This window comes from Photobacterium angustum (genome assembly GCF_003026365.1).
In the GTDB taxonomy this organism is placed as follows: domain Bacteria; phylum Pseudomonadota; class Gammaproteobacteria; order Enterobacterales; family Vibrionaceae; genus Photobacterium; species Photobacterium angustum.
Genome location: NZ_PYOM01000029.1, coordinates 18,144 through 39,772 on the forward strand (window position 1 = coordinate 18,144; position 21,629 = coordinate 39,772).

Genomic DNA, 21,629 nt, shown 5'->3' on the forward strand with positions numbered 1-21,629 from the left:
GGGTTTTCAATTTGCGTTTACTTGTGATTTCAGTGTTTGTGGGTGTTTTGTGTTGATTGAATATTTAGGTGTATATTGTTTTATTGGTGAATTAAGGTGAATAGTTATTCGATAGTTTGCATTCGGTATAGTTTTTTGCTTTGAAATGTTGCTTTTATGTGAAATCTTTGACAGATTGATAGGCCTACATGCCATAGATGAATATTCTGGTGTGGAAAGGATTCAAGTTTTTATATTGGCAGGAACTGCCAAGCAATTGGGGTCGGTCATGGCTTTATTAGAAGTAAAAAACCTTCGGATAGAATATCCATCCCGCCATGGTGTTCATGCCGCGGTGAAATCATTGTCGTTTTCTATTGAACGCGGTGAAATTGTCGGAGTAGTGGGTGAATCTGGTGCGGGTAAATCAACCGTAGGCAATGCGGTGATTGATCTATTGAGTCCACCTGGGCAAATCGCTAATGGTGATGTGTATCTTGATGGAACAAAGATCTCAGGGCTAACGCCAGAGCAAATGCGTAAGGTACGTGGTGCTAAGATTGGGTTTATCTTTCAAGATCCAATGACATCGCTAAATCCGCTATTTACGGTTGAACAACAACTTACTGAAACCATTGTAACTAATTTACAAGTCACTCAGCAGGAAGCATATAAGCGTGCATTAACGTTGATGGAGCAGGTGGGCATTCCACAACCGGAATTGCGTATTAAACAATACCCTCACCAGTTTTCAGGCGGTATGCGCCAACGTGTCGTGATTGCCATCGCGCTGGCAGGAGAGCCTGATTTAATCATTGCTGATGAGCCTACAACAGCTTTAGATGTTTCGATTCAAGATCAAATTCTGACGTTGATCCGTGAGTTATGTGTAGAGAAAAACGTCGGCTGTATGTTGGTTACTCACGATATGGGCGTTGTCTCGAATGTGACTGATCGCGTTGCAGTAATGTATCGTGGTGACTTAGTCGAGCTCGGTACTACAGATCAAGTATTACACCGTCCAGAGCATCCATATACCCAAAGTCTAATTTCAGCAGTTCCACGTTCAGATATTAAATTACAGCGTTTTCCATTGGTGAGTTATATCGAAGCGGCAGAAGAAACGCCGCCATTAGATGTTAAAAATCATTGGTTAGGGCAGCGCCAAGAGCAACTCGATTATTCAGGCCCATTGTTGGATGTAGAGAACGTGAGTTTGCGTTTTGTGACCAAAGATTCTTTCTTTGAAAGTCGTCGTGAATATGTTCAAGCCAATAATGATGTCAGTTTCCAAGTCTTTGAAGGTGAAACGTTTGGCTTAGTGGGTGAATCAGGCTCAGGTAAATCAACAATTGCCCGTGTGATTGCCGGTTTATACCCACCAAATGAAGGTCGAGTGACATTTGAAGGGATGGATCTAACGGCGTTGAAAAGTGAAGCTGACCGTCGTCCTTTCCGTCGTCAAATGCAGATGGTTTTCCAAAACCCTTATACCTCAATGAACCCACGGATGCGTATCTTCGATATTATTGCTGAGCCTATCCGTTTTCATAAATTAACCGAGAACGAAGCGCAAACTCGTCAAATTGTGCATGATTTATTGGATCATGTTGGACTAGGTCGCGCTGCTGGGGTGAAATATCCTCACGAGTTTTCAGGCGGTCAACGTCAACGTATTTCCATTGCTCGTGCTCTCGCAACACGTCCACGATTGTTGATTTGTGATGAGCCCACATCAGCTCTGGATGTGTCTGTTCAAGCACAAATTCTGAATTTACTAAAAGATCTGCAAGACGAATTGAATTTAACCATGCTGTTTATCAGCCATGACTTACCCGTGATCCGTCAAATGTGTGATCGCATTGGGGTGATGCAAAAAGGTACTTTGCTGGAAGTGGCGAAAACTGAACAGCTCTTTACCGCTCCTCAACATGAATACAGCCAACATTTAATTTCACTAATGCCAGAGTTTAAAGGGATTAGTCAAAATGGATTAAAACGCGCTTAGTCCACATCAACAAACACTACTCGCGGGAGAGGTCCCGTGCATAAAGGAGTTATGCAATGAAAACCATCAAGAGCAAATTAGCCGTAGCATTGATTGCCGCGGGGTTAAGTTTTAGTGCCACTGCTGCAGAAATCAAACTGGGTTATGCCTCAGATCCTGTTTCATTAGATCCTCATGAGCAGTTATCAGGCGGTACGCTACAGCTATCTCATATGGTGTTCGATCCTCTTGTTCGTTTTACCCAAGACATGGATTTTGAGCCGCGTCTAGCGGAAAGCTGGGAGCGTGTTGATGATCACACGTTCCGTTTCAAATTACGTCAAGGGGTGAAATTCCATTCAGGTAATCCACTCACGGCTGACGATGTGGTATGGACATTTAATCGTCTACAAGAGTCGGCAGACTTTAAAAAGATCTTTGCCCCGTACTCTGAAATGAAAAAAGTGGATGACTACACGGTTGAGTTGATCTCGAAAGGAACCTATCCACTGGTTCTGCAAACCGCGACATACATTTTCCCAATGGACAGTAAGTTCTACACAGGGAAAACTGCTGAAGGTAAAGATAAAGCGGAAATTGCGAAACACGGTAACTCATTTGCTTCTACCAATCTTTCAGGTACCGGTCCATTTATCGTTACAGAGCGTGAGCAAGGGGTAAAAGTTGAATTTACCCGTAATGCGAATTACTGGGATAAAGCGTCAAAAGGTAATGTAGATAAGCTAACACTATTACCGATCAAAGAAGATGCAACACGTCTTGCAGCGTTGCTTTCTGGCGGTGTTGATATGATTGATCACGTTGCACCTAATGATCATAAACGTTTGAAAGAAGCAAAAGATGTTGATCTGGTGACACTACCGGGTACTCGTATCATCACGTTCCAAATGAACCAGAACAGCAATGAAGCGTTGAAAGATGTACGCGTACGCCAAGCGATTGTTCATGCGATTAACAACGAAGGCATCGTGAAGAAAATCATGAAAGGCTTTGCGACTACGGCAGGTCAACAGAGCCCTGCGGGTTACCAAGGCTACAATGCTGATTTAGTACCGCGTTATGATGTGAAAAAAGCCAAAGAATTAATGAAAGAAGCAGGCTATGCCGACGGCTTTACATTAACCATGATGGCACCGAATAACCGTTATGTGAACGATGCAAAAGTAGCGCAAGCTGTAGCGGCAATGTTGTCTAAAATTGGCATCAAAGTTGACCTCAAGACCATGCCAAAAGCGCAATACTGGCCTGAGTTTGATAAGTGTGCGGCAGACATGATGATGATTGGTTGGCATGCCGATACTGAAGATTCAGCGAACATGACAGAGTTCCTAACGATGACGCGTAATGAAGAAACAGGTCAAGGTCAGTACAACTGTGGTTTCTACTCTAACCCTGAAGTCGATAAGTTGATTGAAGCGGCGAACGTAGAAACCGATCAAACCAAACGTAAAGCAATGCTACAGAAAGTAGAAGCAACGTTGTACAACGAAGCGGCGTTTGTCCCACTGCATTGGCAGAGCCTTGCATGGGGCGCGCGTTCAAACGTGCACGCGGCCGATATTGTTAACCCAATGGAACAGCCTTACTTTGGCGATCTTGTGGTCGATGAAAAGTAAGTAATGTTATAGCGAAAGCGATAGTGCCGGAGCTTGCTCCGGCACTTTTTCAGGAAGAAAGAGAAGGGGCAGGGAATGTTTACGTTTCTGGTCAAGCGCCTGTATCAGGCACTGATAGTGATGTTTGTGATCAGTTTGGTGGCCTTTGCCATCCAAGATAATCTTGGCGACCCATTACGAGAGTTGGTGGGGCAATCTGTATCAGAAGCTGAACGACAACAATTACGTGATGATTTAGGACTTAACGATCCGTTTATCACTAAATACAGCCGATTTTTAGCGAATGCGGTGCAAGGCGATCTTGGCACGTCTTATACCTTTAAAAAGCCTGCCACAGAAGTGATTTTAGACAAGTTAGTCGCCACCTTAGAATTAGTTTTTGGTGCCACTATTATTATTGTCTTGGTCTCTATTCCGCTTGGCGTGTACTCCGCGATTCATCCCAATAGTTTCTTAACTAAAGCCATTATGGGGTTCAGTAGTATTGGTATATCAATTCCCGTTTTCTTAACTGCCATTATGTTGATGTACGTTTTTTCTATTGAGCTAGGTTGGTTACCTTCGTTTGGTCGAGGTGAAACCGCCAACTATTTAGGCTGGGAATCGGGCTTCTTTACCCTTGATGGCTTAAAGCACCTTGTGCTGCCATGTGTTGCCTTAGCGTCGATTATGTTGCCATTGTTTATTCGCTTAGTACGCTCTGAAATGTTAGAAGTGTTGAGCTCTGAATACATTAAGTTTGCGAAAGCGAAAGGGCTGCCGATGAAAAAGGTCTACTACCAACACGCTTTAAAAAATACCATGCTGCCGGTATTAACGGTTGGTGGGGTGCAGATCGGTACCATGATTGCTTACACCATTTTGACTGAAAGTGTATTCCAATGGCCAGGCACAGGATTGCTGTTTTTAGATGCCATTAACCGTGTTGATACCCCACTTATCACAGCTTACGTGATTTTTGTTGGCTTGATCTTTGTTGTAACTAATACCATCGTCGATTTGCTCTATGGATTGGTTAACCCGACTGTAAACCTGACTGGCAAGGGAGAGTAAGTCATGAGTAATACACTAGCTGCACCAAGCCGTTGGGAGCGTTTTAAAAACTCCGATATTTTGTATTATTTTAAGAAAGATAAAGTGGCGATGGTGTGCTTCGCTGTCTTTCTAACGTTTGCCACCACGGCACTGTTTGCACCGTTTATAGCGCCGAGTAATCCGTATGATTTAGCATCGATAGATATTATGGATTCAGAGTTACCGCCATCATGGATGGAAGACGGTGATGAGAACTTCTTACTTGGTACCGACGATCAAGGCCGTGATATTTTATCGACCATGCTTTATGGTGCGCGTTTATCACTAACGATTGGTTTACTTGCTGTTGCACTGCAAATGACACTGGGGATCGTGATTGGCTTAACTGCGGGTTATTATGGTGGTCGTGTTGATAGTTTCTTGATGCGTATTGCGGACGTGCAGTTGTCATTCTCGACCATGATGGTGGCGATCATCGTTTCTGCGATTTTCCGTACCGCATTAGGTGCTGAAACCTATGCTCAATATGCGGTGATCATGCTGGTGATGATCATTGGTATTGCTGAATGGCCTCAGTATGCACGTACGGTGCGAGCTTCGGTATTAGCCGAGAAGAAGAAAGAGTATGTTGAAGCGGCAAAAGTCATGGGCTTTAGAGCGCCACGTATTATGTTCCGTCATATTCTGCCAAACTGTTTATCACCGATATTAGTGATCTCAACGGTACAGGTGGCGAATGCCATTATGTCAGAAGCGGCCTTGTCATTCTTAGGCTTAGGTTTACCGGTAGATCAGCCATCATTGGGTTCACTGATCAGTATCGGCTTTAAATATATCTTCTCTGGCGCGTGGTGGATCACCGTCTTCCCAGGCATTTTGCTAGTGGTATTAGTACTGGTAATCAACTTGTTAGGTGATTGGTTACGAGACGTATTTAACCCGAAGATTTATAAAGGTTAATGAACTGACGTTTAGGTAGTAAAAAGGCGACCCATTGGTCGCCTTTTTTTGCTTTTGTATTACTTGCTTGATGCTTTCCACTTTGTCAGTAGATCTCTTGCGAATGCTTCATTAGAAGCAAACATACCAAACATGTTTTTAACTGTGCTGTCTTCTGTGATCAGTAAATTACGATCTTTAGCAATGATCTTGAAGTTCATATCGTTATCGCCGTCAGGGAAATCGATAAATAGGTTATCATTTTGAATCGCCCAACTAAGCTCCATTGACTCACCGTTTTCTTCAATCGTCACTTTATCAGTTGTAAAGCGCATTGTTGCTAACATTGGAGCAGGGTTATAGGTTGTAGAGTCATCGGCAATAAAGAAGAAAGTCTTATTAGCGAATGTCTCAGCGTAAACCGCTTCTTTATTACGTAGATCTTTTTTACTCCACACGATTAGATCGCCATCATTTTGTGGCACTGCTAGTGATACGTCTTGAGTCATGTAGATGAACGTATCTGCTTCACCATCAGAAAGGAAAACGTCACCGTTGATAGTAAATTCACCTGTCGATGTTTTACCTGTATTGTAGCGTGTCATTTCTAGCGTGTTAGCAGAGATAACTTTTACGTAATCAATGCCTTCTAGAGTAGCATATGCTTTATTTAAGTTTAATGCCCACATTTCTTCGTTAACAGCAAAGTAGCTTGCTGTGGTGTAAATTGCTTTACTTACCGCTTGGCCTTTTTCATCAAACTCAATGTTGATGGTGTTCAGATCTTCTTTGTTGTTAATCTTTTCATCTAATATTTTGCTGATGTCAGTGGTTGTTTTAACGAGTTTGTCAGCATCGATAGCTGCAATGGTCTTTGGTAGTGTGGTTGTAATTGAACGCGCAATCGCATGCACTTTCTGTGCATTATCATCACTTTCTTTTTGTGCAACATAATCACCAGCAATAGTGTTAAGTGGCAGGTTTAGCTCATCTGCAAGTGCTTCTAATGTGATGTCTTTTGTGTGTGCCATTGTAGTAAAAGGCGTCACTGAAATAGTGTTATTCTCAATATTATCACTTGCAGAAACGATGTATTGGAAGTCATTGCCTAACTTACCACTCTTATCTGAGTCACTAGTCACCGACGCTTTTGCTGATACTATGATATTGAATTTAGAATCTTCTTTGCTAATTTCAGCTTTACCGTTTTTGTCTGTCTTAACGTCTAACTGTTCATTAGTGTCACATACATTATTGTCGTTACGGTCAATACAGATATCTGCGTTGGCTAGGTAACCATCAATAGCTTGAATGGTGATAGTGCTAGTATCTGGCGTTGGTTGTTCGGTATCAGGTTTATCAGTGTCAGGAGTCCCTGTCTCAGGCGATGGATTTTCAACATCAGGTGTTGTTGATGTTGAAGATGAATCATCGTTACAGCCAGTAAGAGTAAGCGTCGCAAGAAGTGATGCTGCAACAATAGATAGTTTGAATTGCATTATATCGATTCCCTTTAAACAATATGCATAGTTAATTAGCCGCAAATAACCATAAAAACAGTTAGTTAAATTTGGCTTGTTGATATGTTTGCAATTGAGGAAAATAAAATCAATGGCAAAAAAATGCTTGTTTTTATAAAGTGCGATGGAATTAACGAAATTGCTGGTTGTGTTAATTCTAATGCCTTAGCGGTATCAATATTTTGATAATAAAAAAGGCGACCAACTGGTCGCCTTTTTTTCTTTATACTTTAGCTTAGAACAGTAGGTGCGCCATACCTGCAATTACAGGTAAAGTCACCAGTGTACGCAGAATGAAAATCACAAACAGTTCCCACGCTTTTACAGGCACTTTACTACCGATTAATAGTGCACCAATTTCGGACATGTAGATAAGTTGTGTCACTGACATTGCAGCGATGATGAAGCGTGTCATGTCGCTTTGAATGGTTGATGCCAAAATAGATGGTAAGAACATATCAGCAAAACCTACCACAATTGTTTTAGATGCCGCTTCCGCTTCTGGAATATGCAGCAATTCTAAGAACGGAATAAATGGCATACCTAAGTAATCAAATAGCGGTGTATTTTCTGCGATCACCAGCGCGATAGTACCAATTGCCATCACGACAGGCAGTACGCCAAACACCATATCTACTGCGTTTTTTACGCCATCTAACGCAATCGCAGGAATACTTTTAACTTCAGCTGCTTTCTTTAGTGCTTGGTGTAAACCGTAAGAGAAAACGTTGTGACCTTGCGGTACGTTTTCATCATGTTGACTCTCTTTTGTGCCATCAATGTAGATGTTCTTCTTACGTGATAGTGGCGGCAGGCGAGGCACAATGATAGCTGCGACTAAACCAGCTAAACATACTGTTAAGTAGAACGGCACGAACATGCTTTCTAGGTTCACTTGTGCAATTACTACCAAGCTAAAGGTAATAGATACCGCTGAAAAGGTTGTACCAATAATGGCTGCTTCTCGTTGGGTATACATCCCCGATTCGTATTGTTTACTGGTCAATAAGACGCCGACCGAACCATCACCTAACCAAGATGCAATGCAGTTAACAGATGAACGGCCAGGTAAACCAAAAATCGGACGCATAATGCGGGTAAATAAAGTGCCAAAAAATTCGAGTAGACCAAAGTTGAGTAGAAGCGGCAGAAGTAAACCAGCAAAAATAAAGACTGAGAACAGAACAGGCAGAAGATCGTTTAATACCAGACCACCCGTTGCGTCAGTGCGAAACATTTCAGGGCCGATGTTAAAGTATGCCATCACAGCAAAAATAGCGCCGAGCTGTTGCACGATAAACCACATTGGCGATGGGTTCATTAACCCGTTTAAAAAGCTATTACGGGTAATAAAACCCGGTTTAAACAATTTAGTGATGATTGACATAATGGCAGTAAAGCTAATCACTGCTGTCACAATAGAAGTCAGTGAATTTTCAAACTGACCTTGAATGGTTTTCGCTAAGATTGCGATAGGGATTGTAATATCACCATTAAAATTAATCGGTGCCATAAAAAGAAAGACGCCAATTAACGATGGGATAACGAACATTAGCCAGGTGTTCAAGGTGTTTTTAGGTGGTGCTACTGCTTGGTCATGCATCTTGATTTACAACCTACTGATAGAAACTGCCGAATAAATAGGAATACCCCCTATAGGTCCAGTGAGAATAACTATTCACTGGTTTTTCATATTTAGGGAGGGAGAGATTACATTTTTTTAATAAAGCATGGAATAGTTGACTGGTAAAAAATGGTTAATTATGTAAATATTTTTTGATTTTATTCTAATGTTTATGTGTTTAGTAAACGTTATGATTTAACAAATTAATAAAAATTAGTGTCTTATGACTATTATGATGTGATTGGTATTTGACTCATTATTCTGGTGGTTCTAGATACTCTTCTCATTTGCGTAATATTATTACTTATCTGTAATAGTGTTTTTGCTTTTGTGGGGATTATGTTTTTCTTTGTAATGGTTATAATGATGACATTAAACAATATGTTGTATTTATTGCTTTAGCTTAATTATAACGTTACCAATTTATTGAGGTTTGCTATGACAGAACAACATCATAATCATTTTCACGTTGGTCAAATTATTGAAAATCATCCATTTGCAGCGGGAGATGGTGCTGTTCTGGAAATGTTCCGCAATGATATGACGAATGTTGTTTTTATTGGTTTAGAGAATATTACTGAAGACGAACAACAACTACTTGCTGAGTCAGGTGCCGAGTTTGGTGTATTAAGTACTGAAAATGGCGGTTGTTTAGTAGTACTAAAACTCGGTGATCTTGCATTTGATATTCAGTTTAATGCTGCGGTGATCCCTAATGAGTTTTTTGCACAACCAGCTGAAGATACAGTTTCATTAACATTAAACATGATGGCTGTTGATACGCAAAGTAATGAAATGAAAGTGATCCGTGAATTTTCATTGCCAACAGAAGTTAGCCATAAATTAATTGATGTGGTTAACAAGCAGCGTGAAATTGAAGATGTGATGGCTGTGAATGCAGAAAACATGCACTTGCTAAACACCATCAGCACAGAAGAGCTACTAAAACAGATCACACTTACACAAATTCAAAGTGTGATTGCACCAAGTTGTAGCTGTGGTCATGATCATCACCACCATCACTAATAAGTGAATAGATTTAAAAAAACACCGCCTTTGCGCGGTGTTTTTTTTCGTCTTAATAACACTTACGCTGTCGTGATTAAAAACGTCATGGCAAAGATTAATTTTGAGTGGTAGAGGACATATAGCAAAAGGGCTTTGAACATGCCGTTCAAAGCCCTTTTTAAATTCTTTTTCAGTAAGGTATTTAATGCTTACTTATTGTTGCCGTTTTTGTATAGAGAAGAAAACGCTGGAGTGTATAGAGCAACAATTTTATTAACGATACGAGTCATGGAATTACCTATAAAAGATTAAGCTAGATTTTATGTACAACCTTCGCCTAAACAATGTAACAACAGGCATTCGGTCATGTTTCGATGCGCGCATTATAGATATTTTCGGATTATTGAAAAATGAAAAAAACTAGCATTTTGGTATTAGTTTTTCTAATTTGAAAGTGTCAGGATTAATTAAGCATTAAAAGGCTTTCAATACTGATGTTGAGACCAGTGGTGATACGATAAAAAGAATAAAAAAAGGCGATATATTTTGCATACATCGCCTCTTTATATTATCTCATGGTAACGAATTCTTCGCTGCCCGTTGGGTGGATTGCCACAACGCTATCAAAGTCAGCTTTTGTTGCGCCCATCTTAATTGCAACACCAAAGCCTTGGATCATTTCGTCAACAGTGAAACCAATACCGTGTAGACCAACCACTTTTTCATCATCGCCAGCACATACAAGTTTCATTTTACAAGGTTGACGATGGCTCGTTACAGCGGTGTACATAGAGGTAAAGCCAGACTTGTATACTTTTACGTTTTCTTCACCGTATTGCGCAATAGCTTCAGGCTCTGTCAGGCCAATCGTACCGATTGGTGGGTGACTAAACACAACTGTTGGTACGAGTGAGTAATCCATCTTCGCATCAGGTTTATTGTTAAACAAACGCTCAGAAAGTTGACGACCAGCTTTAACCGCAATAGGGGTTAACTCAATACCGCCTTCCATGATGTCACCGACACAGTAAATACCTTTAACATTCGTTTCTTGGTATTCATCGACTTTGATGTAACCACGGTCGTTGGTTGCAACACCAGTTGCTTCAAGATTAATTTTATCTGTAGTTGGGTGACGACCAATAGCCCAAATCAGTACATCAGTATTGTGTGATTCACCGTTTTCAAAGTGCAGAGTGATAGAGCCATCAGCTTCTTTAACCACTTCTTTAGGCACTGAATGCGTATGTAGTGTTGGGCCTTCAGTTGCCATTACTTCAACTAACGTTTCAACAATCAAAGGATCGAAGCTACGTAGTGGTGATTCTTTACGTACGAATAGGTGAGTGTCAGTGCCTAGTGCGCTTAGTACACCTGCAATTTCAACGGCGATGTAACCGGCACCAATGATTGCAGTACGCTTAGGTTGTTCGTTTAACTCAAAGAAACCATTGGAGTCGATACCGTGCTCAGCGCCTGGGATCGCAGGAATTGTTGGCTCACCACCAACAGCAATTAAAATATTATCGGCGGTGTAATGCTCGCCATTCACTTCAATTGTTTTTGCATCAACGAACTTGGCAAAGCCATTAATCACTTCAACTTTATTGTTACCCAATACGTTATCGTAAGATGTATGAATGCGGCTAATGTAAGCTTCGCGGCTTTCAACCAGTTTGCTCCAGTCAAAACCTTTTACATCAACGTCAAAACCGTAGTCTTTAGCGTAAAGGTGCATAGCTTCAGCGATTTGAGCACCGTGCCACATCACTTTTTTAGGTACACAACCTACGTTTACACAAGTACCACCGAGTGCTTTTGCTTCGATAATCGCAACTTTTGCACCATACATTGCAGCACGGTTTGCTGATGCAATACCGCCGCTACCACCGCCGATACAGATGTAATCAAAATGCTTTGCCATGACTTTACTCCATTAATATTCGTTATATTCGTGACGAGCTATTGAGCTAGTGTAATAAAGATTGGGGTGCCTGACGAGGATTTAAAATCGGAAAATACGATTGATTTACTATTTAATCATCGAAAATTGAGATTGTGGCACGAATTATCTGGTACAGGCAGCATACACTGCCTGTATTTTAAAGGGAGGAAATATTGCTAATGGCTTATTCAGGCACAACCCATTCAACGGTGTGGTGACCATGATTAGGCGCAATGGCTTGCTGTAACCAAGGCAGAATATCACGCATTTGACTTTCTAGTTTCCAAGGTGGGTTGATCACAATCATGCCTGATGCTGTCATACCGCGCTCTTCACTATCAGGCTCTACACCCAGTTCAATTTGTAAGATTTTAGGGATATTTAAATCTTTTAAGCCCTGAAGCATGTTGTCGATAGTTTCACGATAAACCACAGGATACCAAATAGCATAGGTACCCGTAGCCCAACGCTGATGGCTCTGCTTGATCGCTTTTACTACATCTTGGTATTCATGTTTTAGTTCGTAAGGGGGATCGATCAATACGACACCGCGACGCTCTTTTGGCGGCAGGGTCGCTTTTAAGCGAGCAAAGGCATCTTCTTTATACATTTTTACTTGGCGATCGCCACGAAATTCTTGCAGCAGTAATGGAAAGTCACTTGGATGAAGCTCGGTGAGTACCATACGATCTTGCTCGCGAATTTGTGCGCGTGCCACTTTTGGGGAACCCGGGTAATAACGTAGCTCTTCGCCGTGATTCAGATCTTTAATCGCTTCAATATAACTCTGGATCGCTTCAGGGATATCATCACGTGACCAAATACGTGCAATACCTTGTTTAAATTCACCGGTTTTTTCACTGCGCTCATCTTGCAGATCGTAACGACCAACACCAGAGTGGGTATCGTGATAGATGAAAGGTTTATCTTTCTGCTTGAGTGCATCCAAAATTAAGCTTTGAACAATGTGTTTAACCACGTCGGCATGGTTGCCTGCATGGAAGCTGTGACGATAACTCAGCATGAAATCAATCTCTATCGGTATATAAAAGGAGAGGGGTTAAACAGTATTATCGTTAATTCTCACTTATTATCCAACCATAGCGCCATCTTTAGAGTGAACAATCGTGAGTAAATACGTGAATTCTGCCTTTTTATACTCTAAACCAAGCAAACGATTGAAATTTACCTATCGTGGGCGCATGTTAATAATAAGATAAAAAAATAAAGGAAAAGCGTATGTCTAACCCATTATTGACGATGACCGATTTGCCACCGTTTGCTCATATTAAACCTGAGCATATTAAACCTGCGGTTGAACAGGCGATTACTGATTGTCGAAATAACGTTGAATCAGTGCTATCTCAATTACAAATGCCATCGTGGGACACTATTTGTCGTCCATTGGCTGAGTTGGATGATCGTCTTGGACGAATTTGGTCACCGGTTGGGCATCTTAACGGCGTGAAAAACAGCGCTGAATTACGTGAAGCATATGAAAGTTGTTTACCTTTATTGTCAGATTATTCGACATGGCTTGGACAACATAAAGGGCTTTATGACGCTTATAAGATGATCCGAGCTAACGACGATTTTGCTAATTTAAGCCAAGCCAAACAAAAAGCCATCACTGATGCGCTTAAAGCGTTTGAATTATCAGGTATTGGTTTGCCAGCTCAAGAGCAAGCGCGTTACGGTGAGATCAGCAAGCGTTTATCTGAGTTATCTTCTAAGTTCAGCAATAATGTGCTTGATGCCACCATGGCGTGGAGCAAGGTCATTACTGATGTTGAGCAATTAAGCGGTTTGCCTGAATCGGTTTTGCTTGCGGCAAAAGCCAACGCAGAAGCGAAAGAGAAAGAAGGGTATTTATTCACCCTTGAAATGCCGTCGTACTTACCGGTAATGACATACTGTGATAACCGTGAACTCCGTGCTGAAATGTATGAAGCGTTCGGTACCCGTGCCTCAGACCGTGGCCCAAATGCAGGTGAATTTGATAATACTGAAGTAATTGCAGAAAAACTTAAATTGAGCCACGAACTGGCTCGTATGTTAGGTTTTAACTGCTACAGTGAAAAATCACTGGCGACCAAAATGGCGGAATCTACCGAGCAAGTGTTAGGTTTCTTAAATGATCTTGCTGATCGTGCGAAGCCACAAGGTGAGCGTGAGGTGGCTGAACTACGTGAATATGCTAAGAATGAATTTGGTATTGACGATCTACAGCCATGGGATTTTGCTTACTATTCAGAGAAACTAAAACAACATCGTTACAGCATTTCAGATGAAGAGTTACGTCCATATTTCCCTGAAAAGAAAGTGGTTGCAGGTCTCTTTGAAGTATTAAAGCGTGTGTTTGGTTTAGAGATAAAACAACGTGAAGGTGTAGAAGTTTGGCATGAATCAGTGACGTTTTATGACATCTTTGATAATAAAGGCAAACTTCGCGGTAGCTTCTATCTTGATCTTTACGCACGTGAGCATAAACGTGGTGGCGCATGGATGGACGAATGTATGGTTCGTCGCACCCGTATTGATGGCACACTACAAACCCCAGTAGCTTACTTAACCTGTAACTTTAACCGTCCGATTGGCGATAAGCCGGCATTGTTTACCCATAATGAAGTTGTAACCTTGTTCCATGAAACCGGTCACGGTATTCATCACATGCTAACGCAGGTCGATGTGGCCGCTGTTTCAGGTATTAATGGTGTGCCATGGGATGCGGTTGAGTTACCAAGTCAGTTTTTAGAAAACTGGTGCTGGGAAGAAGAAGCGCTAGCGTTTATCTCTGGTCACTATGAGACTGGTGAACCACTACCAAAAGCCATGCTCGATAAAATGCTCGCAGCAAAGAACTTCCAATCAGCGATGTTCATTTTGCGTCAGCTTGAGTTTGGTTTATTCGATTTCACGCTATACACCGAATATGATCCAGAAGTGGGCGCACAGGTGCTAGATACACTGTTTAAAGTGAAATCACGTGTTTCAGTAGTACCAAGCCCTGAGTGGGGACGTTTTCCTCATAGTTTTAGTCATATTTTTGCAGGTGGCTACAGTGCAGGTTACTACAGTTACTTGTGGGCGGAATTATTGTCTTCTGATGCGTTCTCACGCTTTGAAGAAGAAGGAATTTTCAATCCTCTAACAGGCCAAGACTTCTTAACTTGTATCCTCGAGCAAGGGGGCAGTGAAGAGCCTATGGCGCTATTCAAACGCTTCCGCGGTCGAGAGCCTGAGTTAGATGCAATGCTACGTCATCGCGGTATTACAGGTTAATGTAACAGGTGCAGTGAGTGACTGAGGATGGTCACTTGCTGCATGCAATTAGCGTAGAGATCAGTATTCATGGATAGATACGGGGCGATAGCTCGTCAGTCAAAAGGATTTAGTCTCATCGAGTTGGTTATCGTGATTGTCATTTTAGGTATTCTTGCGGTAACTGTAGCCCCGCGATTTTTATCTATTTCATCAGATGCAACCAAAGCGTCGTTAAAAGGCATTGCTGGTAGTTTGCATACAGTGATTGATTTGGTGGAATATAAAGCCATTATGCAAGGTAAAGAGCACCAATACGGTGTAGAAGTTGATGTTGATGGTAATAAAATCTTTACCTACTTTGGTGCCCCTCGTGCTAAGTGGACTGCAGGTAGTGATCATGATGGTTTGATGATGATTATGACGCAGGATTTTAAGTACTTAGGTAACGCAAGTGGCTTTAGTAAAGATGAGGTTGAGACGACACTTTGCACTGATGCTGAGTTTTGTGTGATTGATCAAATTCGCCCTGGTAAGGTTTTTCCTGAGCAGGATGGTTGGTCACTTGCAATTATACCGCAAGGTAAGAACATGCAAGATAAGTGCTTGGCGTATTATTCCGCTAAAATGGATCAAGCTACTCAGCAAGTACTATCGAAGAAAATGTCTACTCAAGAAGATGGTTGTTAACAGTGATATTTTCGAACGTTAATTGAGATAAAGAAAAGGCTCCTAAAAAGGAGCCTTTTTTGATCGAATAGAATGTTTAGTCTTGCGATGTCACGGCCATTGGCCACCCCATATCTGTTTGACGTGTTGCTTCTTGGTGTAGTTCGCTACGTGTCAGCGGGTTGTTGATCAGCCATTTTGCTGGCAGCAGTAACGTTAACTTATCATTATCAACTTGCAGGCTAAATGGTGGTAAACAACGCGTATCGCGACGGTGACACATAATCACAGCAATACGTAATAGACGCAGTAATCGCGCAGCGCTTTGAGCTGATAGTGCATGTTGCTCAGGTAAACTGGTGAGGGGACCTGTGTAACGACGCAGTATTTCGGCCAGTAAATGACGTTGAGCACGGGTAAAACCAGGAAGATCTAGGTGCTTGATTAGATAAGCTGCATGATCTGCACCTTTCTTAAATTCAATGCTTGTCCCAATCTCATGCAGTTTTACCGCCGCTTCCAATAAGTTTTGTGCTTGAGGCTCTAGTTGCCAATTAGGGCATTGGCTTAACATCGACATTGCCATATCGTTGACAATATCGGCATGTTCGGTATCAATTTGAAAGCGTTGCTGGACACTGTTTATGGTACGAGTACATACATCATGATGGCGCATTTGTTCCATCATTTCATAAACCATGCCTTCACGTAGTGCGCCACCGGCTAGCGTCATAGATTCAATTTTTAATGACTCAAATAGCGCGATTAAAATTGATAGTCCACTTGGGAATACCAAAGCACGTTCTAAAGTAAGACCCTCAATATCAAGATCTTCTAGACGCTCGTATTGCATAGCTTGGCGTTGTAAACGCTTAAGTTTTTGCAAGGTAATGATTTCGTCCATTCCTTGCGCTAGCATTATTTCTTGTAGTGCTTGTACGGTACCACTGGCACCAACACAAGATTCCCAACCGAGTTCGGTATAGCGTTCAATGATCGGTTCAATGACTTCTTTAGCACCATTAATCGCAGCTTCGAAGTTAGCTGATGTGAGGTAGCGATCTTTAAAGTAACGCTCAAGCCATGTCACACAACCAATTTTTAAGCTAGTTAAAGCGCTGCTATCAAACCCTTTGCCAATAATAACTTCAGTGCTGGCACCGCCGATATCAACCACTAAACGTTTATCACTACCACCAGAGGTGTGTGCCACCCCTTGATAGATAATGCGAGCTTCTTCTTCACCCGGAATAATATTGACCGGATAACCAAGAATAGCCTTCGCCTTGGAAAGAAATTCTTCTGCGTTCACCGCTGTACGTAAGGCGGCAGTGCCAACGATACGAATATGGTCGGCTTTGATATCTTGTAAACGTTCGGCAAAGAGAGCCAAACAATCAAGGCCACGCTGCATCGCTTCTTCACTGAGTACATTTTGGTTGTTAAGACCAGCGGCTAAACGTACTTTACGTTTGATTTTCGCGAGTGTCTGAACACTGCCATTTACTTCACGCACAATCCACATGTGGAAACTGTTTGAGCCGAGATCAATGGCGGCATAAAGCGGTGATACTGAATTTCTTTCCATAGACATACATTACTTATCGTTATTACGCAGGCTTGTTGTTTTGAGGCGGACGACGGCGATTATTGCGCGAACGTTGTTGCCCTTGACCTTGGCCTTGACGTTGAGTGTTACGGCGACCACCTTGACGAGGATTTCGTTGTAGGCGGATCGGTGCTGGAAGATCGTCTAACAATGCTTCTGAATCATACTTTGACTGTGGAATACCATGTTCAATGTAAGTTTCAATTGCGGTTAGGTTAATAGCGTACTCTTCACAAGCAAAACTGATTGAGTGACCACTTAGGCCTGCACGACCTGTACGACCAATACGGTGTACATAATCTTCTGCATCATCAGGTAGATCGTAGTTAAATACGTGTGTTACTGCTGGGATATGTAAACCACGTGCAGCGACATCGGTTGCGACTAAGATATCAACATCACCTTTGGTGAATTGATCCAAAATACGCTCGCGTTTTTTCTGTGGTACATCGCCAGTTAGCAAGCCAACACGGTGTCCATCAGCGGCTAAGTGACCCCAAACATCTTCACAGCGGTGTTTGGTATTAGCAAAAATAATTGCGCGCTCTGGCCACTCTTCCTCAATCAACGTTTGTAGTAAACGCATTTTTTCTTGGTTAGATGGGTAGAACAATTCTTCTTGAATGCGGTGACCTGTTTTTTGTTCCGGCTCAACGACAACGCTTTCAGGGCTATTCATATGTTCAAATGCTAATTCTTTCACACGGTAGGACAATGTGGCTGAGAATAGCAGGCTTAAACGCTCGCTCGGTGCTGGCATTCGGCGGAACAAGAAGCGAATGTCTTTAATAAAACCTAGATCGAACATACGATCGGCTTCATCAAGTACTACCACTTGAATGCTCGCTAAATCAATAACACGTTGCTTGTAGAAATCAATAATACGGCCACACGTACCGATTAAAATGTCTACACCCTCATCAAGAACTGCTTTTTGCTTCTCGTAAGGTTCGCCACCGTAAGCTAGGCCAGCTTTCAAGCCCGTACTTGCAATCAGTGATGATGCATCATTATAAATTTGGATCGCCAATTCACGCGTAGGCGCCATGATGATGGCACGCGGTTGATTGGTTTTACGTTGCGCAGGCGCAGCTGTCTCCAATAGATGGTTAAAAGTAGCGGTTAGGAAGGCAATGGTTTTACCCGTACCTGTTTGAGCCTGTCCCGCGATATCATGGCCAGTGAGCATAACTGGCAATGCCAAGGCTTGGATCGGGGTACAATTATGGAACCCTTTATCATCCAATCCTTTTAAAACTAGAGGGTTTAACCCTAGCTCGGCAAATTTCCGCTCTGTGATGTGAGTCGTCTTCATTGCTATAGAATATCAGCTTAGGGTTGCAATACGAAACGTATTCCATTCAAATAGGGCATCGATTTGCTGGTAAAATAAAATCAGCTAACAAAATCAACTGTTGGAGTGGAAGATGAGCGACAAGATTGTGCAGCTTACAGATGCGAGTTTTGACACTGATGTAATCAATGCTGCTGGCCCGGTATTAGTCGATTTTTGGGCTGAATGGTGTGGTCCATGTAAAATGATTGCCCCTATTCTTGACGAAATCGCTGATGAATACGAAGGCAAGCTAACGATTGGTAAATTAAATATTGATCAGAATGCGGAGACGCCGCCGAAGTTTGGTATTCGTGGTATTCCGACTTTACTGCTGTTTAAAGACGGTGGTGTAGCGGCAACAAAGGTTGGCGCACTGTCGAAAACACAGCTTAAAGAGTTCTTAGACGCGAACCTATAAGTGCAATTTTACAAACCATGGACAATTTCTAAGTTGTACATGGTTTGTCTAACGTCTATGCTAGACGGATAGAACGTTTAGTGTTACCGTAGCGCACAGAAATTACATTTTCGTTCATTTCTTGACCAGGCCCTATTGGTCATCTTTATCTCAACTAATATAGAACCCCGATTTTGACAGACAAGAAACCCACCACTATGAACCTTACAGAATTAAAGAGCCAACCGATTTCTAAGTTGGTATCACTTGGCGAAAGTTTAGGATTAGAAAACCTTGCCCGCTTGAGAAAGCAAGACATCATCTTCTCCATTCTTAAGCAGCATGCGAAGAGTGGTGAGGATATTTTTGGCGATGGTGTTCTAGAAATATTACAAGATGGCTTCGGCTTCCTTCGTAGCGCTGATAGTTCTTACCTTGCCGGCCCTGATGATATTTATGTATCACCAAGTCAAATCCGTCGTTTTAACTTACGTACTGGCGATACTATTGCCGGAAAGATTCGTCCACCAAAAGACGGTGAGCGTTACTTTGCACTACTGAAAGTTAACGAAGTAAACTACGACAAGCCAGACAACGCCCGCAATAAGATCCTATTTGAAAACCTTACCCCACTGCATGCAAACTCACGTATGCGTATGGAACGTGGTAACGGTTCTACAGAAGATATCACTGCACGTGTTCTTGATTTAGCATCACCAATTGGTAAAGGCCAGCGTGGTCTGATTGTTGCTCCGCCAAAAGCGGGTAAAACAATGCTGCTTCAAAACATTGCCCAAAGTATTGCCCATAACCACCCTGAGTGTGAGTTAATGGTATTGCTTATTGATGAGCGTCCAGAAGAAGTGACCGAGATGCAACGTCTTGTAAAAGGCGAAGTGATTGCATCAACGTTTGATGAGCCAGCATCACGTCACGTACAAGTGGCTGAAATGGTAATTGAAAAAGCAAAACGTTTAGTAGAGCACAAGAAAGATGTTGTTATCTTACTTGACTCAATTACACGTCTAGCACGTGCATACAACACCGTTATTCCTTCTTCTGGTAAGGTATTAACAGGTGGTGTAGATGCCAACGCCCTTCACCGTCCTAAGCGCTTCTTTGGTGCTGCACGTAACGTAGAAGAAGGCGGTAGCTTAACTATCATCGCAACAGCACTAGTTGATACTGGTTCGAAAATGGATGAAGTTATCTATGAAGAATTTAAAGGTACGGGTAACATGGAACTTCACCTTTCTCGTAAGATCGCTGAGAAACGTGTATTCCCTGCTATCGATATCAATCGCTCTGGTACGCGTCGTGAAGAACTACTAGCGAAAGCGGACGAGCTACAGAAAATGTGGATTCTACGTAAGATCGTTCACCCAATGAGCGAAACTGACAGCATGGAATTCTTAATTGATAAGCTATCAATGACGAAGACTAATGATGAATTCTTTGATGCGATGCGTCGTCAGAAATCATAATTCGCTGCACTGAGTCACATTTATTAAAAACGTCGCCCATGGGCGGCGTTTTTTATTGACAGAAATTACCGCATACTGAGATTGTATAGGCACGGATTATGCGTATTTGACTTAACAAGGAGGTGTTATGTTACTACGATGGTGTGCGTTAAGCTTACTGATCGCGAGTGTATTACAGCCTGTTTCTGCATTAGAAGTGACTGAAGCGAAAATTCAGCATGTTCAAACAATGCCTCAATTTGTCGCGCATATTGAAACCCTCAAACCTTATTATGATCACAGTGATTTTCAGTCTTTGGAAATTTTACTCGATCAACTTCCCGCTTTGACACAAGAGGTTGCCCGTAGCCAATTAATTCAATATGCCAGTGAAGTAAAACAGCTTAATGCTGCGCGTATTGCATGGTTAACCATTCAAGCCGAGCGACAATCGCCGTTTACTATTACAGAACAAGGTGATGGCTATACGGTGCAACGAATGGCTTTTTTCTACAGCAATCAAGCGAATGGCTTATTGCGTCAGTGGAAAAAAGAGTTGATCAGTCAACGTGCAACGGTGCAATTAGAACAAGGGAAATTGGCCTTATCAGAATGGCTTACAGGGGACTTAGAGCAACAACAAAAGCGCAGCCAAGTGATTGTGCGTGCGATCCCGCAATTATCTGATTCTGCCATTGCTGTTTTAGTCGAGCAGTTTCATTCGGATCCACAGTTAATGTGGTTACCTGATAACAGTATTCTTGCCGTCCTTGCTGCTTATTCTGATGATAGTAAATTATATGATTTACTGTGGCGTCGCCGTACCGATCAATACAGCTTGGCGGAACTACAACGCTTATCTACTTCATCAACTTCTGATTTTGTTGTTAGCCAGTTAATTGCAGCCACTTCAAATCCTTCACTCAAAGAGCCAGCTTATCACGCATTGACGTCCTTTAATCCATTACCCGAAATGGCGAAATCGTTTTTGCAGATACAGTTAGGCGATCAGATTGAACGATCACTCATCACTCCCTATTTGATGAAACAAGGTCATGATCATTGGTTACAACAATTATTAGTAATCAGTACTGATCCTGATTTAGTCGCGCACATCAAAGAAATATTACCGACAGGTCAAATACCTCCAATAACTCGTAAATAGTCTTTGTTTTTATAAGGATTATGGCGTTTTTTTTCTCTTTTTTGTGATGAAATTA

The 21,629-nt window shown here is 42.0% G+C and carries 16 protein-coding genes; 10 read left to right on the plus strand and 6 right to left on the minus strand.

Annotated features, from left to right (window positions below; translation table 11 throughout):
* Window positions 1-268 precede the first annotated feature (268 nt).
* From CTN01_RS21490 to CTN01_RS21505, 4 genes are all read left to right on the plus strand, one after another.
* Window positions 269-1,987, plus strand: a complete 1,719-nt coding sequence (locus tag CTN01_RS21490; RefSeq protein WP_045150481.1) for a dipeptide ABC transporter ATP-binding protein — start codon at window positions 269-271, stop codon at window positions 1,985-1,987.
* A gap of 56 nt (window positions 1,988-2,043) precedes the next feature.
* Window positions 2,044-3,603: an ABC transporter substrate-binding protein gene (locus tag CTN01_RS21495; protein WP_045150465.1), complete on the plus strand. Its 1,560-nt coding sequence runs from the start codon at window positions 2,044-2,046 to the stop codon at window positions 3,601-3,603.
* Window positions 3,604-3,678: 75 nt separating this feature from the next.
* Entirely contained in the window at window positions 3,679-4,656 is a 978-nt protein-coding gene (locus CTN01_RS21500) for an ABC transporter permease (protein WP_045150466.1), read from the plus strand.
* 3 nt (window positions 4,657-4,659) lie between these two features.
* Complete coding sequence (locus CTN01_RS21505; protein WP_006647518.1) at window positions 4,660-5,598, plus strand: ABC transporter permease; 939 nt, start codon at window positions 4,660-4,662, stop codon at window positions 5,596-5,598.
* A 59-nt stretch (window positions 5,599-5,657) separates the two neighbouring features.
* Here CTN01_RS21505 and CTN01_RS21510 read toward each other — a convergent pair whose 3' ends face one another.
* Both CTN01_RS21510 and CTN01_RS21515 read right to left on the minus strand, forming a co-directional pair.
* Window positions 5,658-7,076 (minus strand): hypothetical protein, encoded by a 1,419-nt coding sequence (locus tag CTN01_RS21510; protein WP_045150467.1) that lies wholly within the window; start codon window positions 7,074-7,076, stop codon window positions 5,658-5,660.
* A gap of 256 nt (window positions 7,077-7,332) precedes the next feature.
* A complete protein-coding gene (locus tag CTN01_RS21515) occupies window positions 7,333-8,700 on the minus strand; it encodes a YjiH family protein (RefSeq protein ID WP_045150469.1) in 1,368 nt (455 codons plus the stop codon).
* 459 nt (window positions 8,701-9,159) lie between these two features.
* Between CTN01_RS21515 and CTN01_RS21520 the strand changes: the two genes are divergently transcribed.
* The gene (locus CTN01_RS21520) at window positions 9,160-9,747 is read left to right on the plus strand and encodes a hypothetical protein (RefSeq protein WP_045150470.1); all 588 of its coding nucleotides are present in this window, start codon (window positions 9,160-9,162) and stop codon (window positions 9,745-9,747) included.
* A gap of 550 nt (window positions 9,748-10,297) precedes the next feature.
* Here the strand turns inward: CTN01_RS21520 and gorA are convergent.
* Entirely contained in the window at window positions 10,298-11,653 is a 1,356-nt protein-coding gene (gorA, locus tag CTN01_RS21525; RefSeq protein ID WP_045150471.1) for a glutathione-disulfide reductase, read from the minus strand.
* A gap of 205 nt (window positions 11,654-11,858) precedes the next feature.
* Window positions 11,859-12,698 carry a 23S rRNA (adenine(2030)-N(6))-methyltransferase RlmJ gene (locus CTN01_RS21530; RefSeq protein WP_045084669.1) on the minus strand — a complete coding sequence of 280 codons (840 nt, stop codon included), beginning with the start codon at window positions 12,696-12,698 and terminating at the stop codon, window positions 11,859-11,861.
* Between the two features lie 215 nt (window positions 12,699-12,913).
* Between CTN01_RS21530 and prlC the strand changes: the two genes are divergently transcribed.
* Both prlC and CTN01_RS23150 read left to right on the plus strand, forming a co-directional pair.
* Window positions 12,914-14,956: an oligopeptidase A gene (prlC, locus tag CTN01_RS21535; protein ID WP_005372173.1), complete on the plus strand. Its 2,043-nt coding sequence runs from the start codon at window positions 12,914-12,916 to the stop codon at window positions 14,954-14,956.
* Window positions 14,957-15,025: 69 nt separating this feature from the next.
* Window positions 15,026-15,625, plus strand: coding sequence for a type II secretion system protein (locus CTN01_RS23150; protein ID WP_045150472.1), 600 nt, complete (start codon window positions 15,026-15,028; stop codon window positions 15,623-15,625).
* Between the two features lie 76 nt (window positions 15,626-15,701).
* On the opposite strand, the gene gppA is transcribed toward CTN01_RS23150, so the two are convergent.
* Both gppA and rhlB read right to left on the minus strand, forming a co-directional pair.
* Complete coding sequence (gppA, locus tag CTN01_RS21545; RefSeq protein WP_045084672.1) at window positions 15,702-17,192, minus strand: guanosine-5'-triphosphate,3'-diphosphate diphosphatase; 1,491 nt, start codon at window positions 17,190-17,192, stop codon at window positions 15,702-15,704.
* A 22-nt stretch (window positions 17,193-17,214) separates the two neighbouring features.
* A complete protein-coding gene (gene rhlB / locus CTN01_RS21550) occupies window positions 17,215-18,528 on the minus strand; it encodes an ATP-dependent RNA helicase RhlB (protein ID WP_045084673.1) in 1,314 nt (437 codons plus the stop codon).
* Window positions 18,529-18,640: 112 nt separating this feature from the next.
* Between rhlB and trxA the strand changes: the two genes are divergently transcribed.
* From trxA to CTN01_RS21565, 3 genes are all read left to right on the plus strand, one after another.
* Window positions 18,641-18,967: a thioredoxin TrxA gene (gene trxA / locus CTN01_RS21555; protein ID WP_005372169.1), complete on the plus strand. Its 327-nt coding sequence runs from the start codon at window positions 18,641-18,643 to the stop codon at window positions 18,965-18,967.
* Between the two features lie 197 nt (window positions 18,968-19,164).
* A complete protein-coding gene (gene rho, locus CTN01_RS21560; RefSeq protein WP_005372168.1) occupies window positions 19,165-20,430 on the plus strand; it encodes a transcription termination factor Rho in 1,266 nt (421 codons plus the stop codon).
* A 127-nt stretch (window positions 20,431-20,557) separates the two neighbouring features.
* Window positions 20,558-21,574 (plus strand): hypothetical protein, encoded by a 1,017-nt coding sequence (locus CTN01_RS21565; RefSeq protein ID WP_045150473.1) that lies wholly within the window; start codon window positions 20,558-20,560, stop codon window positions 21,572-21,574.
* The last annotated feature ends 55 nt before the right edge of the window (window positions 21,575-21,629 follow it).